Here is a 23,417-nt window from a genome sequence, read left to right on the forward strand (position 1 = left end):
GTGCGTTCTCCCGTTACCAGTTCCATAAGGTGCCGTCCTCCAGGCGCGCGACCGGCAGATAGGCCGGTTCGTACGGATAGCGTGCGGCCAGTTTTTCGTCGAACTCAATGCCCAGTCCCGGTTTGTTGCCCGGGTGCATGTAGCCGTCGTTGAAGGTCCAGCTGTGCGGGAACACCTCGAGCATTTGTTCGGAGTAACCCATATATTCCTGTACGCCAAAGTTCGGCACCCACAGATCAAAGTGCAGCGCCGCCGCCATGCAGATAGGCGACAGATCGGAAGGGCCATGCGAACCGGTTCGCACCTGATACAGCGAGGCGAAATCGGCGATGCGGCGCATACCGGTGATACCGCCGGCGTGGGTGAGGGTGGTGCGGATATAGTCGATCAGCTGTTCTTCAATCAGCTGTTTGCAGTCCCAGATGCTGTTGAAGACTTCGCCGACGGCGATAGGCGTAACGGTATGCTGGCGGATCAGCCGGAAGCATTCCTGGTTCTCCGCCGGGGTCGGATCTTCCATCCAGAACAGTCGGTACTGTTCAATGCTTTTGCCAAAACGCGCGGCCTCGATCGGCGTCAACCGGTGGTGCATGTCGTGCAGCAGATGCTCGTCAAAACCGAACCTGTTGCGCACTGCCTCGAACAGTTTGGGGGTGAAATCGAGGTATTTCTCCGTGGACCACAGTTGCTCTTCCGGCCAGTTGCCTTTGGTGGCCGGCTCATAGGCCAGCCCTTTGCCTTTGGCCATGCCGTAGGTGGTTTTCATGCCCGGTACGCCGCACTGGGCGCGGATGGCCTTAAAGCCCAGCTCTTTATGTTTGGCGTAGTCGTCGAGCACTTCGTCGATGGAATGGCCGGTGGTGTGGCAGTAAACCATTACGCCGGTGCGCGATGCGCCACCCAGCAACTGATACAGCGGCATATTGGCAGCCTTGCCCTTGATGTCCCACAGCGCCATATCGACGGCGGAGATGGCGGACATGGTGACCGGGCCGCGCCGCCAGTAGGCGCCCTTATAGAAGAATTGCCAGATGTCTTCGATCTGGTGGGCATCGCGGCCGATCAACTGCGGGCAGACATGATCTTTCAGGTAGGACGCCACCGGCAGTTCGCGGCCGTTGAGGGTGGCGTCACCGATGCCGGTAATGCCGTCGTCGGTGGTGATCTTCAGCGTGACAAAATTCCTGCCTGGGCAAGTGACAAACACCTCTGCGTTAACAATTTTCATAACGTTTACATCCTGTTCCCACGGGTCATTAATAGGGGGGAAAATACGCCATGAACTAACTACCATACAAGTATGATTTAAAGGATTTGCCGGGGAAGATCACATTTCATCGCGTAACAGAGGGAAGAAAGGAGGGGGGACCGAGAGGGGGCGCAGCAGGTTGGCCGCGCCCCGGAATCAGGTTGCTTCCCGGCAGAGCCGGGGCCACCTTAGCCCAGCAGCTCGCAGTTTGGCGGCAGGCGGCATTCGATGGCGTTCGGCAGCACTTCGATGCGGAAATGCGTGCCCTTCAGCGGTTCGCCGTCGAGGTTAAAGGTGATCTCGTGCGGCGCATTGATTTCCAGCCACGGCAGCGCAGCGCTAACCACGTTTTTGTTTTCCTCACCGTTAACCAGGCTGGCCACCAACGCCGGCAGCAGTTCGTCCGCGATCAGCAGCCGCAGTTGCAGCAACCCGTCGTTGATTAACGCGTCCGGGCACAGTTGCTGGCCGCCTCCGGCCTGCTTGCCGTTGCCGATGCCAATCACCAGTGCGTCTCCGGACCACTGGAAATCCGGCCCGCGGATCTCGCAGCGGTCGGCTTTCAGCGTATCCATGCGCAGCAGGCCATGAATAAAGTAAGAAACGCCGCCCAGCGCGGCCTTTAGTTTTTCCGGCGTCTCGGTGGTGATGCGGGTGCCGAAACCGCCGGTCGCCATGTTGATAAAGTAGCGCTCGTCATTGACCTTCGCCAGGTCGATCGGCACCGCGCGGCCTTTCATCGCCAACTGCAGCGCCTGTTCCGGCATCAGCGGGATATTGCAGGCCACGGCGAAATCATTGGCGGTGCCCAACGGCAGTACGCCCAGCACCGGGCGGCTTCCCGCAGGCAGTGCCGTCAGCGCGGCGGCCACTTCGTTGATGGTCCCGTCGCCGCCGCCGGCAATCAGGGTGGCGACCCCCAGTTGGCAAGCTTCCTTCACATAACGCGCTGCGTCACCCTGTTCCCAGGTCACGCGAACGTGCAGGGTTTGGCCCTCATCCCGCAGCTTTTGCACCGCAAGGCGAACTTCTTCGTTGCCGGCGCCTTTGCCATTAATGATAAGAAGCGCTGACGTGTGTTGACTCATTCCCTCTCTCCCGGCTGACAAATGCTTTGGACAGAAACGATAAACCACAAGTGGAGAGCAGACCATCAGAATATTCAGTTAATTCTGATTATCGGCGATAGCCCAGCGATTATTTCTGCATGTTTGACTTAATTTAAGATATAGACACTGTGTCAGTGACGAGTTTTTTGTTAATGGATTAATTAATCTCTGTCGTTGGATTTTTTATATGGAAGTGCGGAACGACCTGTTATTAAAATAGATAACTCGATAGTCTTAAATGTCGATAAAATAGGAAGGCTATATTGGCGGGTATTGTGGAGATACCAAAGAAAAAGCCGGCCCAAGGGAGATTGGACCGGCTAAGGAGGTGGTTCCTAGTATTGCTATGCAAATATTTTTCATTCTTGGTTTTAAGCAGCACGATAATAACCAAGCTGCGAAGTCATTGATGTGATCCAATTCTAATATTTGCTAAAAATCGCCACCTAAGGGTGGCGATTGGTGTTTTTTACGCGGCAGTGCTCGGGGCGTCCGACAAATTGCGGATCAGCAATGCGTAATTGAGATCGATATCCTGTGGGATCGGCAAATAAACGATATGACCGTTGCCGGGTGCCACGGCGATCGCTTCGCCTTTTTTATTTTGCATGCTCTCCAGAGTAAACAACACGTTACCGCCGGGGGTCATCATCTCCACACTGTCGCCGATCATAAACTTGTTTTTCACGTCCACTTCCGCCCAGCCGTCGCGCCTTACGCCGGTGAATTCGCCGACGAACTGCTGGCGTTCGGACAGCGAGGAGCCGTAATCGTAATTTTGCTGGGCTTCATGCACGTGACGGCGCAAGAATCCTTCGGTGTAGCCGCGGTGCGCCAAGCCTTCCAGCGTGGTAAGCAGCGTGGGGTCGAACGGCTTGCCTGCGACCGCATCGTCAATGGCGCGGCGGTAAACCTGTGCAGTGCGTGCGCAGTAGTAAAAGGACTTGGTGCGGCCTTCAATTTTCAGCGAATGCACGCCGAGTTGAGTCAGGCGCTCTACGTGCTGGATGGCGCGCAGGTCCTTCGAGTTCATGATGTAGGTGCCGTGTTCATCTTCGAAGGCGCTCATGTATTCATCCGGCTTTTGCGCTTCGGAGAGCATGAATACCTTGTCGGTCGGTGCGCCGATACCCAGCGTCGGCTCGACGGTCTGCACCGGGATCGGCTCATGCAGATGCACGATGTTGCCGGTGTCATCCTCTTTGCCTTCTTCCGCCTTGTACTGCCAGCGGCAGGCGTTGGTGCAGGTGCCTTGGTTGGGATCGCGCTTGTTGATATAGCCGGACAGCAGGCAGCGGCCGGAGTAGGCCATGCACAGCGCGCCGTGGACGAAGATTTCCAGCTCCATCTCGGGGACCTGGGCGCGGATCTCGGCGATCTCCTCCAGCGACAGCTCACGCGACAGGATCGCGCGCGTCAGCCCCATCTGCTGCCAGAACTTCACCGTCGCCCAGTTGACCGCATTGGCCTGCACCGACAGATGAATGTCCATCTGCGGGAAGGCTTCGCGCACCATCATGATCAGGCCGGGATCGGACATGATCAGCGCATCCGGGCCCATGTCGATCACCGGCTTCAGGTCGCGTAGAAAGGTTTTCAGCTTGGCGTTGTGCGGAGCTATGTTCACCACCACGTAGAACTTCTTGCCCAGCGCGTGGGCTTCGTTGATCCCCTGCGCCAGATTCTCGTGATTGAATTCGTTGTTGCGCACCCGCAGGCTGTAACGCGGCTGGCCGGCATAAACCGCATCGGCGCCATAGGCAAAGGCGTAACGCATGTTTTTCAGCGTTCCGGCCGGGGAGAGAAGTTCCGGTGTAAACATAATGAGTCTCGGTCTGATTTCAGGTCAGTATACCTGTGTCTTGCAAGCCGCAGCGTTGTTGGCCGCAACATGAAAGCCAGTGGGTATAACGCACCACCAAATGGCGCAGTAAAAGCGGGGGATTGTAGCGGCAGCGCGGCAAGAAATCAGCAGTTAACCGGATTTATTACAGGGGGATTGATCCCGGTCATAAGAAAAACGCGCGATGATGACCATCGCGCGCCGGGTGACGTAGCTATGCGCTTAAATCGCGCACGTCAGTGCTCGGGCCGTTCTTGATCACCGACTGAATGCCGTTTTTCGCGGCAGTTTCAGAACTGTACATTTCACTGACGCCGATCACCTGATGGTTCTTGGCTTTCAGTACAAAGTAAGGTTGATTGCTGGCGCTGTGTTTCAATTCATACTGCGCTTCCTGGGGGGAGTTGGTTTGCACCGAGGCAATACCGTTTTCCGCCGAGGCTTTGCTGGCATACATCTCACTGCCCAGAATGATTTCGCCATTGCTGGCTTTCAGGTTGAAGTGGTATTGCCCATTCTTTGCTTTTTTCAGCTCATAGTGACCGATTGCCATGTTTCCTCTCCTGTGGGTTCCGATAAGTGATGTAAGTGTAGCCAATAGCTTGAAATTGGGCGGCTAATAAACATCCCTTGCGCAGCATAGCCTAAAAAAGACGCAATTTTTTTGCGTTGGTGCTGAGTTTCATCAGCGAAGGGCACCAAAGCACGGGAAGCTAATGGCGATCCCGATGCCCCAAATTGCGCAGCTGGCCGCATATTGAATAACGCGGTATTCCCCGGAAGGGCATGGCGCGCTAAGGTTTGCCGCATCGCAAAGCAATGCGATTAAAAAACAAGCGAAGCATCTTGGCATCGACGCTGTACAGGCATATGCTTGGGCCTATGCCTGTCAGGAGGGTGCAGATGGAAAGAATCGCAAAGCTGTTTAAAAATGGCAGAAATCAGGCGGTGAGGTTACCCGTGGAATTTGAATTTGACACAGACCGCGTGTATATCCGCCGCGATCGGGAGGGGAATGTGATTTTATCTAAATACCCGGCAAAACCGGACAGTTGGGAGCCGCTGTTGAACATCATCGCCAAAACGCCGGTACCGCATGATTTTCTGGGCGCGGATGAACGCCAACAGGGCATTGCCGACCGGGATCCTTTCGCAGAGGAAGAGTAAGCATGTATATGTTTGACACCAATACCGTGAGCCACCTGTTTCGCAGGCACCCAGGTTTGCTGAGTGCGATGGAAAAGGTGCCGCCTTCCACCGTATGCATTTCCAGCATCACGGAGGCGGAGCTGCTTTTTGGCGTGGCCAAACGGCAGAGTAAAGCGTTGAAAGCCATGGTAACGGCGTTTTTAGCCGCGGTGACCGTTTATGACTGGGATAGCGAAGCTGCCCGCTGTTATGGCGTAATGCGGGCGAGCATGGAGAAAAAAGGCAAAGTCCTGGGCGCGCTGGACCAGTTGATTGCCGCGCATGCGCTTAGCCGGGGCGCGACAATGGTCACTAGCGATCGGGCCTTCGGCATGGTGTCCGGGCTGGACGTTGAAGACTGGACCCTATAGGCCGTTTATCAGTCGACAAGGTTCGGATTCCCAACGATAGCCCACGCCGTATACCGAGCGAATAAACGACTTTTCACCGTCGATCAGCTCCAGCTTGCGCCGCAGGTTTTTGATATGGCTGTCGATGGTTCGGTCGGTCACCACCCGGTAGTCGTCATACAGATTATTCAGCAATTGCTCACGCGAGAAGACGTTGCCCGGCTGGCTGGCCAGGGTCTTCAACAGACGGAATTCCGCCGGGGTGAGATCCAGCATCTGGCCCTGATAGCTGGCCTGAAAGCGCGGTTCGTCGATATGCAACTGCGTTTCTTCCTGCTGGTTTTCCAGCGGCCGGTAGCAGCGGCGCAAAATGGTTTTCACCCGTGCCACCACTTCTCGCGGGCTGTAAGGCTTGCAGATGTAATCGTCCGCGCCAATTTCCAGCCCCAGCAGGCGATCGATCTCCTCAATCTTCGCCGTCACCATCACCACCGGGACATCGGTAAAACGGCGCAACTCGCGGCACACCGTCAACCCGTCGCTGCCCGGCAGCATTAAATCCAGCAGGATCAGCGCCGGGGAGTGTTCATGCACCGCCGGCACCACCTCGCTGCCGTTGGTCAGCCAGCGGGTGGCGTATCCGGCGGCCTGCAGATAGTCCACCAGCAGTTGGCCCAGCTTGGGTTCATCTTCAACAATCATGATTTGCAACGGCTGATTCTGGGATTCCATCATGGCGCCTTATTCATTATCGGGGTGGCAAATTCTACTGTAATCTGCACGCCGCCCAAAGGCGAGTGCGCAGCAAAGATCCGGCCGTTGTGGGCTTCCACGATGTTTTGACAGATCGACAACCCCAGACCGGAACCGCCGCTGGCACGGTTGCGCGAACCTTCGGTGCGGTAGAAGCGTTCGAAAATGCGCGCCAGCTGTTCGTCGGTGACGCCCGGCCCGCTGTCCCGCCAGTAAAGCCGCAGTTGGCCCGGCAACTGTTCTGCGCCAATCTCCAGCCTACCGCCGGCGTCGGTGTAACGCAGGCTGTTCTCCAGCAGGTTGTTGAACAACTGATTGAGACGATCGGGATCGCCGAACAGCGGCGCCTGTTCCGGCAACAAGGTGACGATCTCGAGCCCTTTGGCGCGAAAACGCTCGCGAAAGGCGGCGACCGCAATTTGCAGCAAATGCACGCAGTCCACCGCCGATTTACGGTAGGCCAGCGCGCCGAGATCGGACAGCGAAAGCTGATGCAGATCGTCCACCAGCTTGGTCAGGGTGGTGACTTCCGCCTGCAACGAGCTGAGTGAGGCCTGCGTCGGCTGGCGCACGCCGTCCTGCAATGCCTCCAGTTCGCCACGCAGCACCGCCAGCGGGGTGCGCAACTCGTGCGACACGTCGGCCATAAAAGCGCGCCGCATCTGCTCGTTTTTTTCCAGCGAGGTGGCGAGCTGATTGAAATCCTGCGCCAGGCGGCCGAGCTCATCCTGGCTGTCGACGGTCACGCGGGTGCTGAAATCACCGGCAGCCAGCCGGTGGGTGCCGGCGACCAGCCGTTTGACCGGTGCCAACAGCCCGCGCGACATCAGCCAGGTTACCGCCGCCGCCAGCAGCGTGGAGAGGGCGACTATCATCCAGCTGGTGCGTTTTTGCTGCTGATCGAAATTGATATCGGTATTGCGGGTCAGCCGCTCGACCGGCGTGGTGATCACCCAGCCGACGATTTCGTTGTTGTAGCGGATCGGGTGGCGCGGGCCTTCTTTGGGCACCGGGCCGGAATGCCCCACCAGTCGGTTGAATTGGTTGTCCACCACCCAAAACTGAGTGCGCCAGCCTTTGGGCGGCAGATTGTGGCTGCTGTCGCTGTTTTGTTCGAACGAGCGCATGATCTGGAAAACCACCTGATCGTTATTGCGCAGGAAAGCCCAGTTGCCGTGTTGGCTGTACTGCTCTTCCAGCGCTTCGCTCAGCATGTTGGTGCGCTGCTCGTTGCTGTGCTTGATGTAGTCGATGAAGCCGCGTTCAAAACTGACGCGCACACCCCAATGCATGGTGATCAGCACCAGCATGCAGGTGGCGAAGATGGCCAGGAACAGTTTCCCGGTAATGCCTATTCTCATTTTTGTAACCTCGTTGAGCCGGTGCCCGGCTCTTTGGTCAGCGTACGGTTTGGTGCGCTATCCGGCGGTACGCGGGCGAAGGCCAGCGCGGGCAGGGCGATGATTAGCGCCATACAGCCGTAGCTGTAAATAAATGCGCTGTGTATCGCCGGGCTGTCGGTGACCACTTGGTGATGGGCAAAGCTGCCAATCAGGATCCCGGCGATGCTGACGCCGAGGCTCATGGACAGCTGCATCACCATCGACAGCAGGCTGTTGCCGCTGCTGGCCAGCCGGTCCGGCAGATCCTTCAGCGTCAGGGTATTCATTGCCGAGAAGCGCAGCGAGTTGACCATGCCCTGGAAGAACAGCACCACCGGCAGCAGCCAGATCCAGCCGATCATCGCTACCAGCGGGAAGCTCAGGCTGATCAACGCCAGCATCAGCGTGGCGGCCACCAGCACGTTGCGGTAACCGAAACGGTTAACCACCCGCACCACGATACGCTTCATCCCCATGCTGCCGATAATCATCGGGATCATCATCAGCCCGGCGTGGAACGGGGAAAAACCCATGCCCACCTGCATGAACAGCGGGGTCATAAACGGCAGCATACCGCTGCCGATGCGGCCCAGCAGGCTGGCGGTCAGCCCCACCTTGTAGGTTTGGGTCCTGAACAGCCGCAGGGAGAACAGCGCCCGGCCGTTACCGCGGGCATGCCACCAGTAACCTGCCAGCGCCGCAATGCCCATCGCCACCAGCCCGACGATAGTGGCGATGGACAGCCCCATGCCCTTGTGGCCGTCAAGCGCCAGCGTCAGCGTCGCCATACCGATCGCCAGCATGATAAAGCCGCCGAGGTCGAAACGCCGGGTCTGCATGCGGTAGTTGGGCATCAGCAGCAGCGTGGCGATGGCACCGGCAATGCCGACCGGGATATTGATCAGGAAAATCCAGTGCCAACTGGCGTACTGCACCAAAAAACCGCCCAGCGCCGGCCCCATCAGCGGGCCGATCTGGCCAGGCAGGGTGACGAAGGTCATCGCCGCCATATATTGCTCGCGCGGCACGATCTTCATTACCGTCAGGCGGCCGACCGGCACCATCATCGCGCCGCCGATGCCCTGGATCACGCGCGAAGCGATCAACTCATTCAGGGTTTCCGAACGGGCGCACAGGATTGAACCCAGGGTGAACAGCACTATGGCGCTGAAGAACACCCGTTGCACCCCAACCCGGTCCGCCAGCCAGCCGCTGGCAGGCAGCATCACGGCTACCGTCAGCACGTAGGAGACGATCACCGACTGCATGCGCAGCGGGTTCTCCCCCAAGCTGGCGGCCATCGACGGCAGGGCGGTATTGACGATGGTGGTGTCCAGCGCCTGCATAAAGAAGCCGAACGCCACGATCCAGAGTTGCCATTGTACTGAGGCGGTGCGTTTTATGATCATCAGTCAACCGGGTTAATCATTAGTGAGGTAGCGGATCCAACTTCTTGCCGCGCCGGAACTTCATCTGCAGCCGGTCAAAATACAGATACACCACCGGCGTGGTGTACAGCGTCAGCAACTGGCTCATTATCAGACCGCCGGCGATGGTGATGCCGAGCGGCTGGCGCAGCTCCGCGCCGTCACCGCTGGTCAGCACCAACGGCAGTGCGCCGAACAGCGCCGCCAGCGTGGTCATCATGATCGGCCTAAAACGCAGCAAACAGGCCTGGAAAATGGCTTCTCGTGCGCTGATGCCGCCGTTGCGCTGCGCATCGAGGGCGAAGTCGACCATCATGATGGCGTTCTTCTTTACGATGCCGATCAACAGCATAATGCCGATCAACGCGATCAGGCTGAAAGGTGCGCCAAACAGCTCCAGCGCCAGCAGCGCGCCGACCCCGGCGGAAGGCAGGGTCGACAAAATCGTCAGCGGGTGAATATAGCTCTCGTAGAGCACGCCGAGCACGATATACACCGTGGCGATCGCGGCGGCGATCAGGAACAGCTGGGATTTCAGCGTATCCTGGAATACCTGCGCGGTACCGGCAAAGGCACCGCGCACCGTGGAGGGTACGCCGAGCGTCGTCATGGCGCGTTCCACCGCGGCGGTGGCGTCTGACAAGCTGCCGCCGTCCGGCAGGTTAAAGGAGATGGTCGAGGCCGCCGACAGCCCCTGATGGTTGACCGACAGCGGCGCATTGGCCGGCTGCCAGCGGGCGAAATAGGCCAGCGGGATCGCCTTGCCGTCTTTGTTTATCACGAACATCTTGTCCAGCGAGCTGACGTCCTGGGTATAGGGCGGCGCCACTTCCATCACCACCTTGTACTGATTGAGCGGCTGATAGATGGTGGAAATCTGCCGCTGGCCGAAGGCGTTGTTCAGCAGGGCGTTGGCGTCGGAGACCGAAATACCGAGCCGTGACATGGTTTCACGGTCGTAGATCAGATCCATTTCCGAGCCTTTGTCCTGCTGATCGGAGTTGACGTCCGCCAGCTCCGGCAGCGCGGCCAGCGCGGTACGGATTTTCGGCTCCCATTCGCGCAGCGCGGCGAGATCGTCTGCCAGCAGCGTGTACTGGTAGCTGGCGTTGGATTGCCGGCCGCCGACGCGGATATCCTGCACCGCCATCAGGAACAGGCTGGCCCCCGGCTCCTTCGCCAGCCGGGCGCGCAGCCGGGCGATCACCTTCTGCGCGTCATCGCTGCGTACCGAAAGCGGCTTCAGCGAGATAAACATCGACCCGCTGTTGGTGCGCGAACCGCCGGTAAAACCGGTGACGTTTTCCACGTCCTTGTCTTCACGCACGATCTTCATGAAGTCTTCCAGTTTGACGCGCATCGCCTGAAAAGAAATGCTCTGGTCAGCCTGGATAAAGCCCAGCAGGCGGCCGGTATCCTGTTCGGGGAAAAAGGTTTTCGGGATGCTGACATACAGCCAGACGTTGAGCGCGATGGTGGCGCAAAATATCGCCAGCACCCACCGCGAGTGGCCGAGCACCCAATTCAGCGAGCGGCCGTAGCCCTGTTGCAAGGCCAGCAACATTTTGCCGAAGCCGCGAATGCGCCGCTGCGCGCGCGCCGGCTGGTGGCGCAGCAGGTAGGCGCACATCATTGGCGTCAGCGTCAGCGAGACGATCAGCGACAGCCCTATCGACACCGACAGGGTGACGGCGAACTCGCGAAACAGCCGCCCGGGCAGGCCGTCCATCAGCAGCAACGGGATAAACACCGCTACCAGCGACACGCTCATCGACAGCACGGTAAAGCCGACTTCCCGCACCCCTTGCAGCGCGGCGTTGAGCGGCTTCATGCCGGCCTCGACGTGGCGCGAGATATTCTCCAGCACCACGATGGCGTCATCGACCACAAAGCCGGTGGCGATGGTCAGCGCCATCAACGACAGGTTATTCAGGCTGAAACCGCACAGGTACATGGCGGCGAAGGAGCCGATCAGCGACACCGGCACCGCGACCGCCGGGATCAGCGTGGCGCGGCCGGAGCGCAGGAAGATGAACACCACCAGGATCACCAAACCTATGGCGATCACCAGCGATTGCTCCACTTCCGCCAGCGAGGCGCGAATGGTCGGCGAACGGTCCTGGGCGATATTCAGCTGGATTGACGCCGGAATACTGTCCTGCAACGTCGGCAACTCGGCGCGAATGCGATCGACGGTTTCAATGATGTTGGCGTCAGGCGCACGGCTGATCGCCAGAATAATCGCCGGCCTGGCGTTGGTCATGCCGGCGTTGCGCACGTCCTGTACCGAGTCTTTGACCTCGGCCACATCCCCCAGCCGCACCGCCGAGCCGTTGTTGTAGTGGATAATCAACGGCCGATAGGCATCGGCGGTTTTCAGCTCGTCATTGGCCTGTATTTGCCAGCGCTGCTGCGGGCTTTCCACCGATCCCTGCGGCCTGCGCACGTTGGCGCCGCTGATGGCCTGGCGCACGGCATCCAGCGATACGCCCTGGTTGAACAGGGCGGTCGGGTTCAACTCCACCCGCACCGCAGGCAGCGAGCTGCCGCCGACCGAGACGTCGCCCACGCCTTCGGTCTGGGCGATTTTCTGCGCCAGTTGGGTGGAAGCAAAGTCGTACAGTTGGCCCTGGCTGTAGGTTTCCGAGGTCAGCGTCAGGATCATGATCGGCGCGTCGGACGGGTTGACCTTACGGTAGCTGGGGCGGTTCGGCATGCCGGTGGGCAGCAGGCTTTGCGCGGCGTTGATTGCCGCCTGCACGTCACGGGCGGCACCGTTGATATCGCGATTGAGATCGAATTGCAGGATCACCCGCGTGCTGCCCAGCGAGCTCATCGAGGTCATCTCATTGACCCCGGCAATCCTCCCCAGCGCACGTTCCAGCGGTGTTGCCACCGACGAGGCCATGGTTTCCGGGTCGGCGCCCGGCAACGAGGCGCTGATCGAAATCACCGGGTAATCGACCTGCGGCAGCGGCGAGACCGGCAGCAGGCTAAAGCCAATCACGCCGCTGATGGCTATCGCCAGCGTCAGCAGCGTGGTGGCGACCGGCCGGTAGATGAACAGGGCGAAGAATTTCACGGCAGCTCCTGCGCATCAGGCTGGCGGCGGGTATTGCGCGCCAGTTTGTCAAACAGCAGGTAGATCACCGGCGTGGTGAACAGCGTCAGGATCTGGCTCATCACCAGCCCGCCGACCATACAAACCCCCAGCGGGTGACGCAGCTCGGCGCCGGCGCCAGTGCTGAGCATCAGCGGCAGCGCGCCAAGCAAAGCGGCCAGCGTGGTCATCAGGATCGGCCGGAAACGCAGCAGGCAGGCCTGATAAATCGCGTCGTACGGCGTCATGCCCTGTTCACGTTCGGCAGCCAGCGCAAAGTCGATCATCATGATGGCGTTTTTCTTCACGATACCGATCAGCAAGATGATGCCGATAATGGCAATCACGTCCAGCTCGCTGCCGGCCATCATCAGCGCCAGCAGCGCGCCGACCCCGGCGGTCGGCAGGGTGGAGAGAATGGTCACCGGGTGAATAAAGCTCTCGTACAGCACGCCCAGCACGATATACATCGCCACTACCGCCGCCAGGATCAGCCACAGCGTGCTGCCCAGCGCCGCCTGGAACGCCAGCGTTGCGCCCTGGAACTGGGTGGTGATGTCTTTCGGCATGTTGAGGTTTTTTTCCGCCAGGGTGATGGCGTCTACCGCTTCGCCCAGCGAATGGTTGCCCGCCACGTTAAACGAGATGGTCGCCGCCGGGAATTGATCGAGATGGTTGACCGACAGCGGCCCAAAGCGTTCCTCGATTTTGGCTATGGTGTTCAGCGGCACCGTGGTGCCGTTGCTGCTGGTCAGGCGGATATCGTTCAGCGCCGCCAGCCCCGGCGTGGTGCTGACATCGTGCTCCAGCACCACGCGGTACTGGTTGGCCTGGGTGTAAATGGTCGAGATCAGCCGCTGGCCGAAGGCGTTGTACAGCGCGTTATCCACGTCGCTCATGCTGATGCCAAGGCGCGATGCCGAATCGCGATCGACATTCACGTAAGCCACCAGCCCTTGATCCTGCCAGTTGCTGGTCACGTCCGCCAACTGCGGCGTCTGCTTCAACTCGGCCATCAGTTTGGGCACCCATAGGCTGAGATCGTCCAGCGACATCGCCTGCAAGGTGAACTGGTATTGCGTACGGCTGACCTGGGTGTCGATGGTCAGATCCTGTACCGGCTGCAGATACAGCTTCACGCCGGGGAACTGTGCGCTCTGTTGTTGCAGGCGGGCGATGATCGCCGGAATGCGTTCACTGCGTTCGCTCAGCGGTTTAAGGTTGATCTGCAAACGGCCATTGTTGAGCGTGGCGTTGTTGCCATCGACGCCGACGAACGACGTCAGGCTTTCCACCGCCGGGTCTTTGAGGATTTCCGCCGCGACCTGCTGTTGGCGTTCGGCCATATTGCTGAACGACACCGTCTGCGGCGCTTCCACCGTGCCCTGAATAATGCCGTTGTCCTGCAACGGGAAGAAACCTTTCGGGATCAGCAGGTACAGCAGCACCGTCAGCGCCAGGGTGCTCAGCGCCACGCCGAGCGTCAGCCACGGGTGATTCAATACGATTTTCAGCCACTTGCCGTACTGCGCAATCACCCGGTCAAAGAAACGTTCGGAGGCGGCGGAAAAGCGGTTCTGCTTGCGCAGCGATTCGTGGCTCAGCATGCGCGCGCACATCATCGGCGTCAGCGTCAGCGACACCACGGCAGAAATCAGGATCGCCACCGCCAGCGTCACGGCGAACTCGCGGAACAGCCGGCCAACGATATCCCCCATAAACAACAGCGGAATTAATACCGCCACCAGCGAGAAGGTCAGCGAGATAATGGTGAAGCCGATTTCGCCGGCGCCTTTCAGCGCCGCGTCGAGCGGTTTTTCACCCTTTTCGATATAGCGCGAGATGTTTTCGATCACCACGATGGCGTCATCGACCACAAAACCGGTGGCGATGGTCAGCGCCATCAGCGTCAGGTTATTGATCGAGAAATCGAGAAAATACATGGCGGCAAAGGTGCCGACCAGCGACAGCGGTACCGCGACGCTCGGGATAATGGTGGCCGGCACGTTGCGCAGGAACACGTAAATCACCATTACCACCAGCGCGACCGCCAGCAGCAATTCAAACTGCACGTCGTTGACCGAAGCGCGAATGGTGGTAGTGCGATCGGTCAGCACCTTGACGTCCACCGACTTCGGCAGGCTTTTTATCAGCTGCGGCAGCATTTCGCGAATGCTGTCGGCGGTGGTGATCACGTTCACGCCCGGCTGGCGCTGAATGTTCAGTACGATTGCCGGCTGTTTGTTGGCCCAGGCGGCCAGGCGGGTATTTTCCGCCCCCTGCTCGATGGTGGCGATATCCTGCAACCGAATGGCCGCGCCGTTTTGGTAGGCGACAATCAGCTGGCGGTAGTCGTCGGCGGATTTCATCTGGTCGTTGGCGGAAAGCGTCACCGAGCGCGTCGGCCCGTCCAGGCTGCCCTTGGCGGAGTTGACGTTAGCGTTGCCGATGGCGGTGCGGATGGTTTCGCTGTCCAGGCCGTAGGCCGCCACCGCCGCGGCGTTGAGCTTCACGCGCACCGCCGGCCGCTGGCCGCCGGAGAGGGTAACCAGACCCACGCCGGTCACCTGGGAAATTTTTTGCGCGACACGGGTTTCCACCATGTCTTCCACCTGGGTCATCGGCATGGCGGTCGAGGTGACGGCCAGCGTCATGATCGGCGGATCGGCAGGGTTGACCTTGCTGTAAATCGGCGGGTAGGGCAGATCGCTCGGCAGCAGGTTGGTGGCGGAGTTGATCGCCGCCTGCACTTCCTGCTCGGCGACGTCGAGCGGCAGCTCAAGCTGGAATTGCAGCGTTACCACCGACGCGCCGCCGGAGCTTTGCGACGCCATTTGTTTCAGGCCGGACATCTGGCCGAACTGGCGCTCCAGCGGGGCGGTGATTGCAGAAGTGACCACGTCCGGGCTGGCGCCGGGATACAGCGTGACCACCTGAATGGTCGGGTAATCCACTTCCGGCAGGGCGGAAACCGGCAGGGCGCGGTAGCCGATAATCCCCGCCAGCAAAATAGCCACCATCAGCAGCGTGGTGGCGACCGGGCGCAGAATAAACAGGCGGGAGGGGCCGCCGCCGGCGTTAGGTGGCATCGCCTGCATCAGGATTTCCCCTGTGCGAGCGGCTGACGGCTGGGTGTGGTCGCCGGCGGGGTGGCCTGCGGTGTCACCACTTCAACCTGCATGCCTTCGGTCAGACGATCGATGCCGTCGGTCACTACCCGGTCACCGGCGTTCAGGCCGGCGCTGATGACCACTTGGCGGCTGTCCTGCACGCCGGTGGTCACGCGGTGCTTGCTGACCTTGTTGTCTTCGCTCAGGGTCCAGACGAAGTTGCCTTCGTTGCCCATCTGCAGCGCGGCGGTCGGGATGACAATCGCGTTATGCAGGGTATCCACCTTCAACCGGGCGTTGACGAACTGGTTCGGGAACAGCGCGTCGTCTTCATTGGTGAAACGCGCCTTCAGCTTGATGGTGCCGGTCGTGGTGTCAATCTGGTTGTCCAGGCTCAGCAGCGAACCGGTCGCCAGTTGAGTCTGGTTGGTGCGGTCCCAGGCTTCTACGCCGATCGGGCCGGCTTTTTGCGCCTTGAGCAAATCGCCGATATTGCCTTCCGGCAGGGTGAACACCACGTCGATGGGGTGGGTCTGGGTGATCACCACGATGCCGGTGGCACTGCCGCTGGTGATGTAGTTGCCGACGTCGACCAGCTTCAGGCCGACGCGGCCGTCAATCGGCGCGGTGATGCGGCTGTAGGTGATTTGTAGTTTGGCGCTGTCGACCGAGCCCTGATCGGCTTTGATCGCGCCTTCGGTTTGTTGCACCAGCGAGAGCTGGGTATCCAGATCCTGACGTGAAACCAGGCTGGTTTTCGCCAGTTGCTGGTAGCGCGCCAGATCTCGCCGCGCATTGGCGAGCGTCGCCTGGTCTTTGGCCAATTGCCCCAGAGCCTGCGTCAGTTGCACTTCAAACGGGCGCGGGTCGATTTCGACCAGCAGATCGCCGGCTTTGACCTGCTGGCCTTCGGTAAAGTGGATCGCCATCAGTTGGCCGTCGACCCGGCTGGTGACGGTGACGGTATTGGCGGCGGTGGCGGTGCCCAACCCGGAGAGATAGCGCGGGACCGTCTGTTCGGTGGCGGTTGCCGCCTGTACCGGCGACATCGGCGGGCCGCGTCGGCCGCCCGCAGGGGCTTTGCCCCCCTCGGCGTGACGTGCGGCAGAGGCAGTATCGGCTGCGGGAGCCGCAGCATTGAAGTGACGCCAAATCAGAACGGCGGCAATGACCACTATCACCACAACCAGCAGGCGCGGCAGCAGTGAACGACGTTGGGTTTTTGCATTCATGGTGGCGAAAATTCTCTCCAAAAGGCAGGGGTGCGGGCACTCATTGCCACAAAAGTTACACTCCTTACAGAATACTAGTTTAGCCAGTAAAGACGGCATAAAAATGAAGGAAATATGGAGGAAGCGTCAGCATTATCTGAATATATCCGTCATCTTTCAAACCGCAGCGTTGTTGGCTGCACGCAGTTATTCGGCCCATCCATGGGCCTCCCCCTTACGGGGCCGCTGCAAGCAGCGTTCAAATCTGCTCCCGGCAGATTTGTCACCCCAATCACTTACCTAAGTAAGCTCATGGGGGCTCCTGCGCTTGCCGCCTAGCTGCAATTTAAAAGCTATAGGATATAAATTGACTATGTTTATAAGCGACCGGCTTTGACTTATAGCCAATGCGTTTTAACGATTTCTTGATTTTGCGCTAATAATTACCTTGCGAATTATTTATCCCATGGAGCATGCAATGAGCAAAAGAGAATTGGGCCGTTCGGGCATTCAGGTGCCGGCATTAACCTTCGGCGGCAATGTGTTTGGCTGGACGGCGGATCGCGAGACTTCATTCAGCCTGCTGGACGCGCTGGTGGAAAATCAGCTCAATTTCATTGATACCGCCGACGTCTATTCGAGCTGGGCGCCGGGTAATCAGGGTGGGGAGTCTGAAACCACGATCGGCGAGTGGCTGAAAAAAAGCGGTAAACGCGACCAGGTGATTATCGCCACCAAGGTAGGCAAGCCGATGGGGGAAGGCAAACAGGGGCTGTCGCCGCGCTACATCCAGCAGGCGGTGGAAGACTCGTTGCGCCGCCTGCAGACCGACTATATCGATCTCTATCAATCGCACGACGATGACCGGGACACGCCGCTGGCAGAAACCCTGGCCGCGTTCGATGCGCTGATCAAGGCCGGTAAGGTGCGGGCGATAGGCGCTTCCAATTATCAGGCCGATCGCCTGGAAGAGGCGCTGAAAGTGAGTGAGCGGGAAGGGCTGGCGCGTTACGAAACCCTGCAACCGGAATACAACCTGTATGCGCGCGAAGGGTTCGAAAAAGAGCTGGCGGCGGTGACGCAACGCCACGGCCTGGGGGTGATCAACTTCTTCTCGCTGGCCAGCGGCTTCCTGACCGGCAAATACCGCAGCGCGCAGGATGAGGGCAAAAGCCAGCGCGGGGACCGTATTGTGGCGCAATATCTCAACCCGCGCGGTTTCCGCATTTTGGCCGCGTTGGATCGGGTGGCGGAAAAACATCGCACTTCACCGACGCAAGTCTCGCTGGCCTGGTTGATCGCCCGGCCGGGCATCACTGCGCCGATAGTCAGCGCCACCTCGTTAAAGCAGTTGGATGAGTTGATCGCCGCTACCCGGCTGCAACTGGACGCCGATGATATCGAGGTGCTGAACGAGGCCAGCGCCTGGTAATACGGATTGCCGGGCGGTAATTTTGCTCTATCCTGAATGGGTCAATGTGATCCATTCAGGGAGCAGCAATGCAAAGCGATATTATCAACGACCTTGCCACGCTGGAGCAGTTGTACGGCAAACCTGCCGCGCCGTCGGTATTTAAAGAAGTCAGTTACATTCACCCGGTCTACCGCCCCTTTATCGAAGCTGCGCCCTTTGCCGCGCTGTCCACCGTTGGCCCGGACGGGATGGACGTCTCCCCACGCGGCGACCCGCCCGGTTTTATTCATATCGAAGACGAGAAAACCCTGCTGCTGCCGGACCGGCGCGGCAACAACCGCATCGACAGCCTGCGCAATATCCTGCACGACAACCGGGTGGCGTTGCTGTTGCTGATCCCCGGTATCGGCGAAACGCTGCGGATTAACGGCCGCGCGGAGATTGTTGTGGCGCAAGAGGTGCTGCAGCGCTTCGCCCACCGCAATATGCTGCCGCGTTCGGTGTTGCGCATTCATGTGGAGGCGGTGTTTTTCCAGTGCAGTCGGGCGATATTGCGCTCAGGGCTATGGAACGAAGCCAGCCACCTTGAACGTTCGGCGCTGCCCAGCACCGGCAACATTCTGGCCGAGGTGAGTAAAACGCAGTTTGACGGCGACGAGTACGACAGCGCACTGCCGCAGCGGCTGCGGGATACGCTGTATTAGCGCGGCGCGGCGTTTAACAATGTCAGTAGCCGGGCGAGGCAGCTTTCCACCGGCTGGCCGGCGGTATCGATGCGGGCCACGGGCGTGGCCCAGGGCGTATAGTCGTGGCCGATAACGCTCTGCCAACCGGGGAGTTTCAGCTCGGCGATATCCCCGTCGCGGGTTTCCACCCGGCGGCGGTGTTCGGCGCTGTCGGAACAGTAGACTTCAATATCAAAGCAAGCGGTGCCGGCTCGTTGCGCCACGCTATGCCAGGCGGCTCGCGTCACCGGCAGCGGATTGACCGAGTCGGCAACCACCCGGTGGCCCAAACGCAGGTTATCCTCTGCCACGCCATAAGCGGCAAAGTAACCGGCCGGGCCAATGTCGCCCGCCAGCATGCCGCTGTTGCGGATCGCCTGTTCAAGAGTGTCTATGCGCAGATGGATGGCCGGCAGCGTGGCTGCCAGCGCTCGCGCCAGTGTGGTTTTACCGCTACCCGGTAGTCCGGAAAAAACGATCAGCATTGCTGTGCCCGCCATTGTTGCCGTCCCAGCCGATACACTACATGGTTTTGCAGCGGATGGCCCTGCGGCAAGCGCGGGTGCAGGAAACTTTCGCCGTTGAACGCCATGCCGATCCGCGCCATTACCCGACGTGAAGGTTGGTTGACGGCGGCGGTAAAAGACACCACTTCATCCAGTTGCAGCGAGTTAAAGGCGGTAGCCAGTACCGCCCTGGCCGCTTCGCTGGCGTAGCCGTTGCCCCAATGGGGGGCCGCCAACCGCCAGCCGATTTCCACGCAGGGGGAGCAGGGCAGATCGTCCGCCCGCATCGCCAGCCCGACAAAGCCGATAAAAGGCGCGCCGCCTTTCACTTCCAGCGCCCAAAACCCCCAGCCGTGCCGGTGCATGAACCGGCGGATGTTGTCGGCCTGCGCGTGGCTTTGAGCGGCGGTCATCACCGAGGGAAAATAACGCATGACTTGCGGATTGGCGTTGAGGGCGGCAAATGCCGGCAGGTCTTCGTCGCGCCAGGTGCGCAACAGCAACCTATCGCTTTCAGGGGAGAGGATTTCAGACATCACTGGCCTCCAATGACCGGGGCGCGGCAGGCCGCGCCCACGGGCAATTAACGGAACAGCGTTTGCGCCCAGCGCGCCAGCCCGGCGGTAACCGAGCCGAAGTCGTTGCCGCCGACGATAGGAATGCCGGGCAGCTGTTGTTGCAGCGCGGCGCGCAGCAGCGGTGAGCGCGCGCTGCCGCCGGTGAGGTAAATCACCTCCGGTGCGGTCTGGCTGCTGGCCAGCGCGGCACTGACCTGTTCCTGAATGCGCAACAGCGGTTGAGAGATAGCCTCGGCCAACTGATCCTGGCTGATGGTTTCCGCCAGTTCCGGCTGGACGAACGCCAGCGGCGCGTGGGTGGTTTGCTGTGCGGACAGGGCGATTTTACTCTCCTCCGCCGCACGCACCAAACGGTAGCTTAACCGTTGTTGGTGTACTTTCAGCAGGCGCTTGACCTTTTCCGGCTCGGCGGCGTCGCGGATCAGATCCCGCAGCATGCGGCCGTTGGCGGCGCTGTAAAAATCGATTTGCGCCGGCACGTCGTTGGTGGCCACCGCGTTCCAGTAAGGCAGCGCGGGCAGGGCGATGCCCTTTTCGGTTTCGCCGCCCATGCCGAACAGCGGCATCAGCTGTTTGAATGCCAGCATGATGTCCAGATCGTTACCGCCGACGCGGCAACCGCTGTGCCCCAGCAGGCTCTGCTGACGGTCGGCGCGATCGCGCCATTGCGGCCCCATCAACAACACCGAACAGTCGGTGGTGCCGCCGCCGATGTCCACCACCAGCACGGTTTTCTCTTCGCCCAGCGTGGCCTCGAAGTCCAGACCCGCCGCTACCGGCTCGAACTGGAATTCAATATCCTTAAACCCGGCGCGTTCGGCGGCGCGTTGTAAAATGCCTTGCGCCTGTCGGTTGGCATCTTCACCACCGATGCCCTGGAAGTTGATCGGGCGGCCAATGACCGCCTGGTTGATGCTGCTCTGCAGCACGTTTTCCGCCTGGCGTTTGATATGGAACATCATGGCGCACACCAGATCTTCGAACAACGCGATCTGTTGCGGCTTCAGGCCATTGGCGCCGAGGAAGGATTTCGGCGAGCGGACAAAATAGACTTCTTCCGGATCTTCAACGTAGTGCGCCAGTGCTTGCAACCCAAACTGCACGCTGTCGTTGCCGACCGGAATGTCTTCTTCGCGGTTGTAGTTGATCGCCCGGCGCAGCAGTTGCTGGTTCTCTTCACTGCCGGTCGGCACCTGCCAGTGGCGGTGCAGGCATTCGCTCACCGCTTCGCGCGTCGGTGCGCACAGCATCGACGGCAGGTAAGGATCGTTGTTTTCCAGCGTCAGCAGCTCGGGGCCGTTGTCACGCATCACTGCGACGGAACAGTTGGCCGTTCCGTAATCGAATCCAATAAACATGTCTTTTCTCTCTCCCCATGCCAATGAAGGGGGGCGACTTTACCCGAGTCCCGGCCCTCGGGCAACGTGCGTGCGCTTAACTGACGAAAAATTTAGCGGAGCGGGCACCGCTATGCTTAACTTAGGCTTCCTGTCTTGATGTCCGAATCCCGCACGTCAATGCGCCAGCCGAGTCGCATAATGAACAAAAAACTGACCCCGAGCGTTGCCATGAAAAACCAGCAACAGGCCCTGTATGACGCACTGAGTGCGCGCGATCGCAAATTTGACGGCCGCTTTTTCGTCGGCGTGTCGTCGACCGGCATTTATTGCCGGCCGGTGTGCAGCGCCCGCACGCCGAAAATCGAAAACTGCACTTTTTATCCCAGCGCGGCGGCGGCGGAACTGGCGGGGTTTCGCCCCTGCCTGAAGTGCCGGCCGGAACTGGCGCCGGGACTGGCGTTGATCGACCTCGGTAACCGCTATGCGCAGGTGGCGGTGCAACTGATTGAACAGGGCTATTTGTCCGAACACAGCTGCGAGCAACTGGCGACGCGGTTGGGGATTTCCGATCGCCATCTGCGGCGTATCTTTGCCGATCAGTTTGGCGCATCCCCGATTGATTACGCTCAGTCGCACCGGTTGTTGCAGGCCAAGCGGCTGCTGGCGGATACCGACCTGCCGTTGAGCGAAGTGGCGTTTACCGCCGGTTTCGGCAGCCTGCGGCGGTTTAACGAATTGTTCAAGGCGCGCTACCGCCTGATCCCCTCGGCGCTGCGCAGCAACAGTGGCCGCAATGAGCGTACCGTCGCCAGCGGGCTGGTGTTTCATCTGGCTTATCGCCCGCCGTACGACTGGCCGCGCATGCTGGGCTTTTTACAGACGCGCGCAGTGAGCGGCGTGGAGAAAGTGCAGGGTCAACAGTATTTGCGGTCGATCGCCGTCACCCTGGGCGGGATGGAGTATCGCGGCTGGGTCAGCGTGCAGCCGGAAGAGGCGCATAACCGGGTGCGGGTGGAAATTGCGCCGGCGCTGAGCCGGGCGACCACCGAGGTGCTGCGGCGCATTCGCCAGCTGTTTGATTTGGACGCGGCGCCGGATCTTATCGCCAATGCGTTAGGGACATTAGCCGCCGATGCGCCGGGCCTGCGGCTGCCTGGCTGCGTCAACAGTTTCGAACAGGCGACCCGCGCGGTGCTGGGGCAATTGGTCAGCGTGAAGATGGCGGCCACCTTTGCCGGGCGCATGGCCGAACGTTGGGGAACCCCGCTGGAACAGCCTTACGGCGGCATTACCCATGTGTTTCCCACGGCTGAACGGGTGGCGCGGTTGCTGCCCGAAGATCTGCGTCCGCTGGGGGTACAGCTCAAACGCGCGGCGGCGTTGATTGCCATTGCGCAGGCGGTCACCGAAGGGCGATTGCAGTTAGATAACGTGCTGGATATTGAGCAGGGGATCAAGGCGCTGACCGCGCTGCCGGGTATCGGCAACTGGACGGCGAGCTACATCGCCATGCGCGCCTGGTCATGGCCGGACGTATTTTTGGCGGGGGATTATCTGATCAAACAGCGCTTCCCCGACATGACGCCGCGCCAGATTGAACGCTATGCCGAACGCTGGCGGCCATGGCGTTCCTACGCCACGCTGCATCTGTGGCATAACGACGCCTGGGCGCCGTTAACGGATACCGCCGGGTAAGGGGTTACTCTTCAGAGGGGATCAGCGCCAGCAGGCTGCTGATGCCTTCGCGCATCAGAAAGCTCAGCAGCTTTTCGCGTTCGCTTTCCGTCAGGTGGTAGTAATACTCAATCCACACAGTCAGCGGTGGCTGGCATTCCAGTTGGTAAACCGCGGGCTCCTCTTGCAGCGTCAGCAAGCTGCGCGCGCCGATGGGCAGGCTGTCGATATGGTATTCCACGGCCTTGCCTTGTACGCCTTCCCGACGGCGGCTGATCCAGCCTTCGCGCCGGGCCTTCAAATTTATTCCCTGTGGTGAGGTGGGTAACCCTGCAATGCCTGTAAGCTCCCTGGCGGCGAACCACTCATTTTTCATAGCCATTATCCCTGGGCAATCGCGCACAAAGACGGTTTGCAAAACAGCCAGACTGGCGTTTTTGATCGCCGTCCGGCGATGT

Annotated in this window: 19 protein-coding genes; 5 read left to right on the forward strand and 14 right to left on the reverse strand. The window is 59.9% G+C overall.

Annotated features, from left to right (window positions below):
• Nucleotides 1-13 precede the first annotated feature (13 nt).
• From manD to D4100_RS18430, 4 genes are all read right to left on the reverse strand, one after another.
• Complete coding sequence (gene manD / locus D4100_RS18415; RefSeq protein ID WP_006327237.1) at nucleotides 14-1,228, reverse strand: D-mannonate dehydratase ManD; 1,215 nt, start codon at nucleotides 1,226-1,228, stop codon at nucleotides 14-16.
• Between the two features lie 209 nt (nucleotides 1,229-1,437).
• The gene (gene yegS / locus D4100_RS18420; protein ID WP_006318237.1) at nucleotides 1,438-2,337 is read right to left on the reverse strand and encodes a lipid kinase YegS; all 900 of its coding nucleotides are present in this window, start codon (nucleotides 2,335-2,337) and stop codon (nucleotides 1,438-1,440) included.
• A 490-nt stretch (nucleotides 2,338-2,827) separates the two neighbouring features.
• Nucleotides 2,828-4,180 (reverse strand): prephenate-dependent tRNA uridine(34) hydroxylase TrhP, encoded by a 1,353-nt coding sequence (gene trhP / locus D4100_RS18425; RefSeq protein ID WP_119804954.1) that lies wholly within the window; start codon nucleotides 4,178-4,180, stop codon nucleotides 2,828-2,830.
• A gap of 235 nt (nucleotides 4,181-4,415) precedes the next feature.
• On the reverse strand, nucleotides 4,416-4,754 hold the full coding sequence (locus D4100_RS18430) for a YegP family protein (RefSeq protein ID WP_006318239.1): 339 nt from the start codon (nucleotides 4,752-4,754) through the stop codon (nucleotides 4,416-4,418).
• A gap of 350 nt (nucleotides 4,755-5,104) precedes the next feature.
• On the opposite strand from D4100_RS18430, the gene D4100_RS18435 reads away from it, so the two are divergent.
• Nucleotides 5,105-5,368 (forward strand): antitoxin, encoded by a 264-nt coding sequence (locus D4100_RS18435; RefSeq protein ID WP_006318240.1) that lies wholly within the window; start codon nucleotides 5,105-5,107, stop codon nucleotides 5,366-5,368.
• Between the two features lie 2 nt (nucleotides 5,369-5,370).
• Nucleotides 5,371-5,760 carry a type II toxin-antitoxin system VapC family toxin gene (locus tag D4100_RS18440; RefSeq protein ID WP_006318241.1) on the forward strand — a complete coding sequence of 130 codons (390 nt, stop codon included), beginning with the start codon at nucleotides 5,371-5,373 and terminating at the stop codon, nucleotides 5,758-5,760.
• On the opposite strand, the gene baeR is transcribed toward D4100_RS18440, so the two are convergent.
• The 6 genes from baeR to D4100_RS18470 are packed head-to-tail and all read right to left on the reverse strand — an operon-like array spanning nucleotide 5,755 to nucleotide 16,743.
• A complete protein-coding gene (gene baeR / locus D4100_RS18445; RefSeq protein WP_004951961.1) occupies nucleotides 5,755-6,471 on the reverse strand; it encodes an envelope stress response regulator BaeR in 717 nt (238 codons plus the stop codon). The two genes, D4100_RS18440 and baeR, sit on opposite strands and share 6 nt — an antisense overlap.
• Nucleotides 6,471-7,853, reverse strand: coding sequence for an envelope stress sensor histidine kinase BaeS (baeS, locus tag D4100_RS18450; RefSeq protein WP_119804955.1), 1,383 nt, complete (start codon nucleotides 7,851-7,853; stop codon nucleotides 6,471-6,473). The genes baeR and baeS overlap by 1 nt, the downstream gene beginning before the upstream one ends.
• Entirely contained in the window at nucleotides 7,850-9,283 is a 1,434-nt protein-coding gene (gene mdtD, locus D4100_RS18455; RefSeq protein ID WP_006318248.1) for an MFS transporter, read from the reverse strand. Before mdtD ends, baeS begins: the two co-directional genes overlap by 4 nt.
• A gap of 19 nt (nucleotides 9,284-9,302) precedes the next feature.
• Nucleotides 9,303-12,383 carry a multidrug efflux RND transporter permease subunit MdtC gene (mdtC, locus tag D4100_RS18460; protein WP_119804956.1) on the reverse strand — a complete coding sequence of 1,027 codons (3,081 nt, stop codon included), beginning with the start codon at nucleotides 12,381-12,383 and terminating at the stop codon, nucleotides 9,303-9,305.
• Nucleotides 12,380-15,499, reverse strand: a complete 3,120-nt coding sequence (locus D4100_RS18465; RefSeq protein WP_119804957.1) for an MdtB/MuxB family multidrug efflux RND transporter permease subunit — start codon at nucleotides 15,497-15,499, stop codon at nucleotides 12,380-12,382. Before D4100_RS18465 ends, mdtC begins: the two co-directional genes overlap by 4 nt.
• On the reverse strand, nucleotides 15,499-16,743 hold the full coding sequence (locus tag D4100_RS18470; protein ID WP_119804958.1) for an MdtA/MuxA family multidrug efflux RND transporter periplasmic adaptor subunit: 1,245 nt from the start codon (nucleotides 16,741-16,743) through the stop codon (nucleotides 15,499-15,501). Before D4100_RS18470 ends, D4100_RS18465 begins: the two co-directional genes overlap by 1 nt.
• 457 nt (nucleotides 16,744-17,200) lie before the next feature.
• Between D4100_RS18470 and D4100_RS18480 the strand changes: the two genes are divergently transcribed.
• Entirely contained in the window at nucleotides 17,201-18,154 is a 954-nt protein-coding gene (locus tag D4100_RS18480; protein ID WP_119804959.1) for an aldo/keto reductase, read from the forward strand.
• 68 nt (nucleotides 18,155-18,222) lie between these two features.
• A complete protein-coding gene (locus tag D4100_RS18485; protein ID WP_006318262.1) occupies nucleotides 18,223-18,840 on the forward strand; it encodes a pyridoxamine 5'-phosphate oxidase family protein in 618 nt (205 codons plus the stop codon).
• On the opposite strand, the gene D4100_RS18490 is transcribed toward D4100_RS18485, so the two are convergent.
• From D4100_RS18490 to yegD, 3 genes are read right to left on the reverse strand one after another with little or no spacing between them, the layout of a single operon-like run.
• Nucleotides 18,837-19,346 (reverse strand): P-loop nucleotide/nucleoside kinase family protein, encoded by a 510-nt coding sequence (locus D4100_RS18490; protein ID WP_244941679.1) that lies wholly within the window; start codon nucleotides 19,344-19,346, stop codon nucleotides 18,837-18,839. The two genes, D4100_RS18485 and D4100_RS18490, sit on opposite strands and share 4 nt — an antisense overlap.
• Nucleotides 19,340-19,903, reverse strand: a complete 564-nt coding sequence (locus D4100_RS18495; RefSeq protein ID WP_119804961.1) for a GNAT family N-acetyltransferase — start codon at nucleotides 19,901-19,903, stop codon at nucleotides 19,340-19,342. Before D4100_RS18495 ends, D4100_RS18490 begins: the two co-directional genes overlap by 7 nt.
• A gap of 47 nt (nucleotides 19,904-19,950) precedes the next feature.
• Nucleotides 19,951-21,303 (reverse strand): molecular chaperone, encoded by a 1,353-nt coding sequence (gene yegD / locus D4100_RS18500; RefSeq protein WP_119804962.1) that lies wholly within the window; start codon nucleotides 21,301-21,303, stop codon nucleotides 19,951-19,953.
• Nucleotides 21,304-21,483: 180 nt separating this feature from the next.
• Here yegD and alkA point away from each other — a divergent pair, with 180 nt between their 5' ends.
• On the forward strand, nucleotides 21,484-22,980 hold the full coding sequence (gene alkA / locus D4100_RS18505) for a DNA-3-methyladenine glycosylase 2 (protein WP_006316928.1): 1,497 nt from the start codon (nucleotides 21,484-21,486) through the stop codon (nucleotides 22,978-22,980).
• 4 nt (nucleotides 22,981-22,984) lie between these two features.
• Here alkA and D4100_RS18510 read toward each other — a convergent pair whose 3' ends face one another.
• Nucleotides 22,985-23,335 (reverse strand): DNA-binding protein, encoded by a 351-nt coding sequence (locus D4100_RS18510; protein ID WP_119804963.1) that lies wholly within the window; start codon nucleotides 23,333-23,335, stop codon nucleotides 22,985-22,987.
• Nucleotides 23,336-23,417 lie beyond the last annotated feature (82 nt).

Source organism: Serratia inhibens (genome assembly GCF_003591175.1).
Taxonomy (GTDB): Bacteria; Pseudomonadota; Gammaproteobacteria; order Enterobacterales; family Enterobacteriaceae; genus Serratia; species Serratia inhibens.

What these genes read in the sequence shown, in the direction of transcription:
- mdtD (WP_006318248.1), bottom strand. Translation starts at nt 9,283, where the DNA reads ATGATCATAAAACGCACCGCCTCAGTACAATGGCAACTCTGGATCGTG.
- D4100_RS18490 (WP_244941679.1), bottom strand. Translation starts at nt 19,346, where the DNA reads ATGCTGATCGTTTTTTCCGGACTACCGGGTAGCGGTAAAACCACACTG.
- D4100_RS18430 (WP_006318239.1), bottom strand. Translation starts at nt 4,754, where the DNA reads ATGGCAATCGGTCACTATGAGCTGAAAAAAGCAAAGAATGGGCAATAC.
- D4100_RS18470 (WP_119804958.1), bottom strand. Translation starts at nt 16,743, where the DNA reads ATGAATGCAAAAACCCAACGTCGTTCACTGCTGCCGCGCCTGCTGGTT.
- D4100_RS18480 (WP_119804959.1), top strand. Translation starts at nt 17,201, where the DNA reads ATGAGCAAAAGAGAATTGGGCCGTTCGGGCATTCAGGTGCCGGCATTA.
- alkA (WP_006316928.1), top strand. Translation starts at nt 21,484, where the DNA reads ATGAACAAAAAACTGACCCCGAGCGTTGCCATGAAAAACCAGCAACAG.
- D4100_RS18440 (WP_006318241.1), top strand. Translation starts at nt 5,371, where the DNA reads ATGTATATGTTTGACACCAATACCGTGAGCCACCTGTTTCGCAGGCAC.
- D4100_RS18495 (WP_119804961.1), bottom strand. Translation starts at nt 19,903, where the DNA reads ATGTCTGAAATCCTCTCCCCTGAAAGCGATAGGTTGCTGTTGCGCACC.
- yegS (WP_006318237.1), bottom strand. Translation starts at nt 2,337, where the DNA reads ATGAGTCAACACACGTCAGCGCTTCTTATCATTAATGGCAAAGGCGCC.
- D4100_RS18435 (WP_006318240.1), top strand. Translation starts at nt 5,105, where the DNA reads ATGGAAAGAATCGCAAAGCTGTTTAAAAATGGCAGAAATCAGGCGGTG.
- D4100_RS18510 (WP_119804963.1), bottom strand. Translation starts at nt 23,335, where the DNA reads ATGAAAAATGAGTGGTTCGCCGCCAGGGAGCTTACAGGCATTGCAGGG.
- yegD (WP_119804962.1), bottom strand. Translation starts at nt 21,303, where the DNA reads ATGTTTATTGGATTCGATTACGGAACGGCCAACTGTTCCGTCGCAGTG.
- manD (WP_006327237.1), bottom strand. Translation starts at nt 1,228, where the DNA reads ATGAAAATTGTTAACGCAGAGGTGTTTGTCACTTGCCCAGGCAGGAAT.
- D4100_RS18465 (WP_119804957.1), bottom strand. Translation starts at nt 15,499, where the DNA reads ATGCAGGCGATGCCACCTAACGCCGGCGGCGGCCCCTCCCGCCTGTTT.
- baeR (WP_004951961.1), bottom strand. Translation starts at nt 6,471, where the DNA reads ATGGAATCCCAGAATCAGCCGTTGCAAATCATGATTGTTGAAGATGAA.
- trhP (WP_119804954.1), bottom strand. Translation starts at nt 4,180, where the DNA reads ATGTTTACACCGGAACTTCTCTCCCCGGCCGGAACGCTGAAAAACATG.
- baeS (WP_119804955.1), bottom strand. Translation starts at nt 7,853, where the DNA reads ATGAGAATAGGCATTACCGGGAAACTGTTCCTGGCCATCTTCGCCACC.
- D4100_RS18485 (WP_006318262.1), top strand. Translation starts at nt 18,223, where the DNA reads ATGCAAAGCGATATTATCAACGACCTTGCCACGCTGGAGCAGTTGTAC.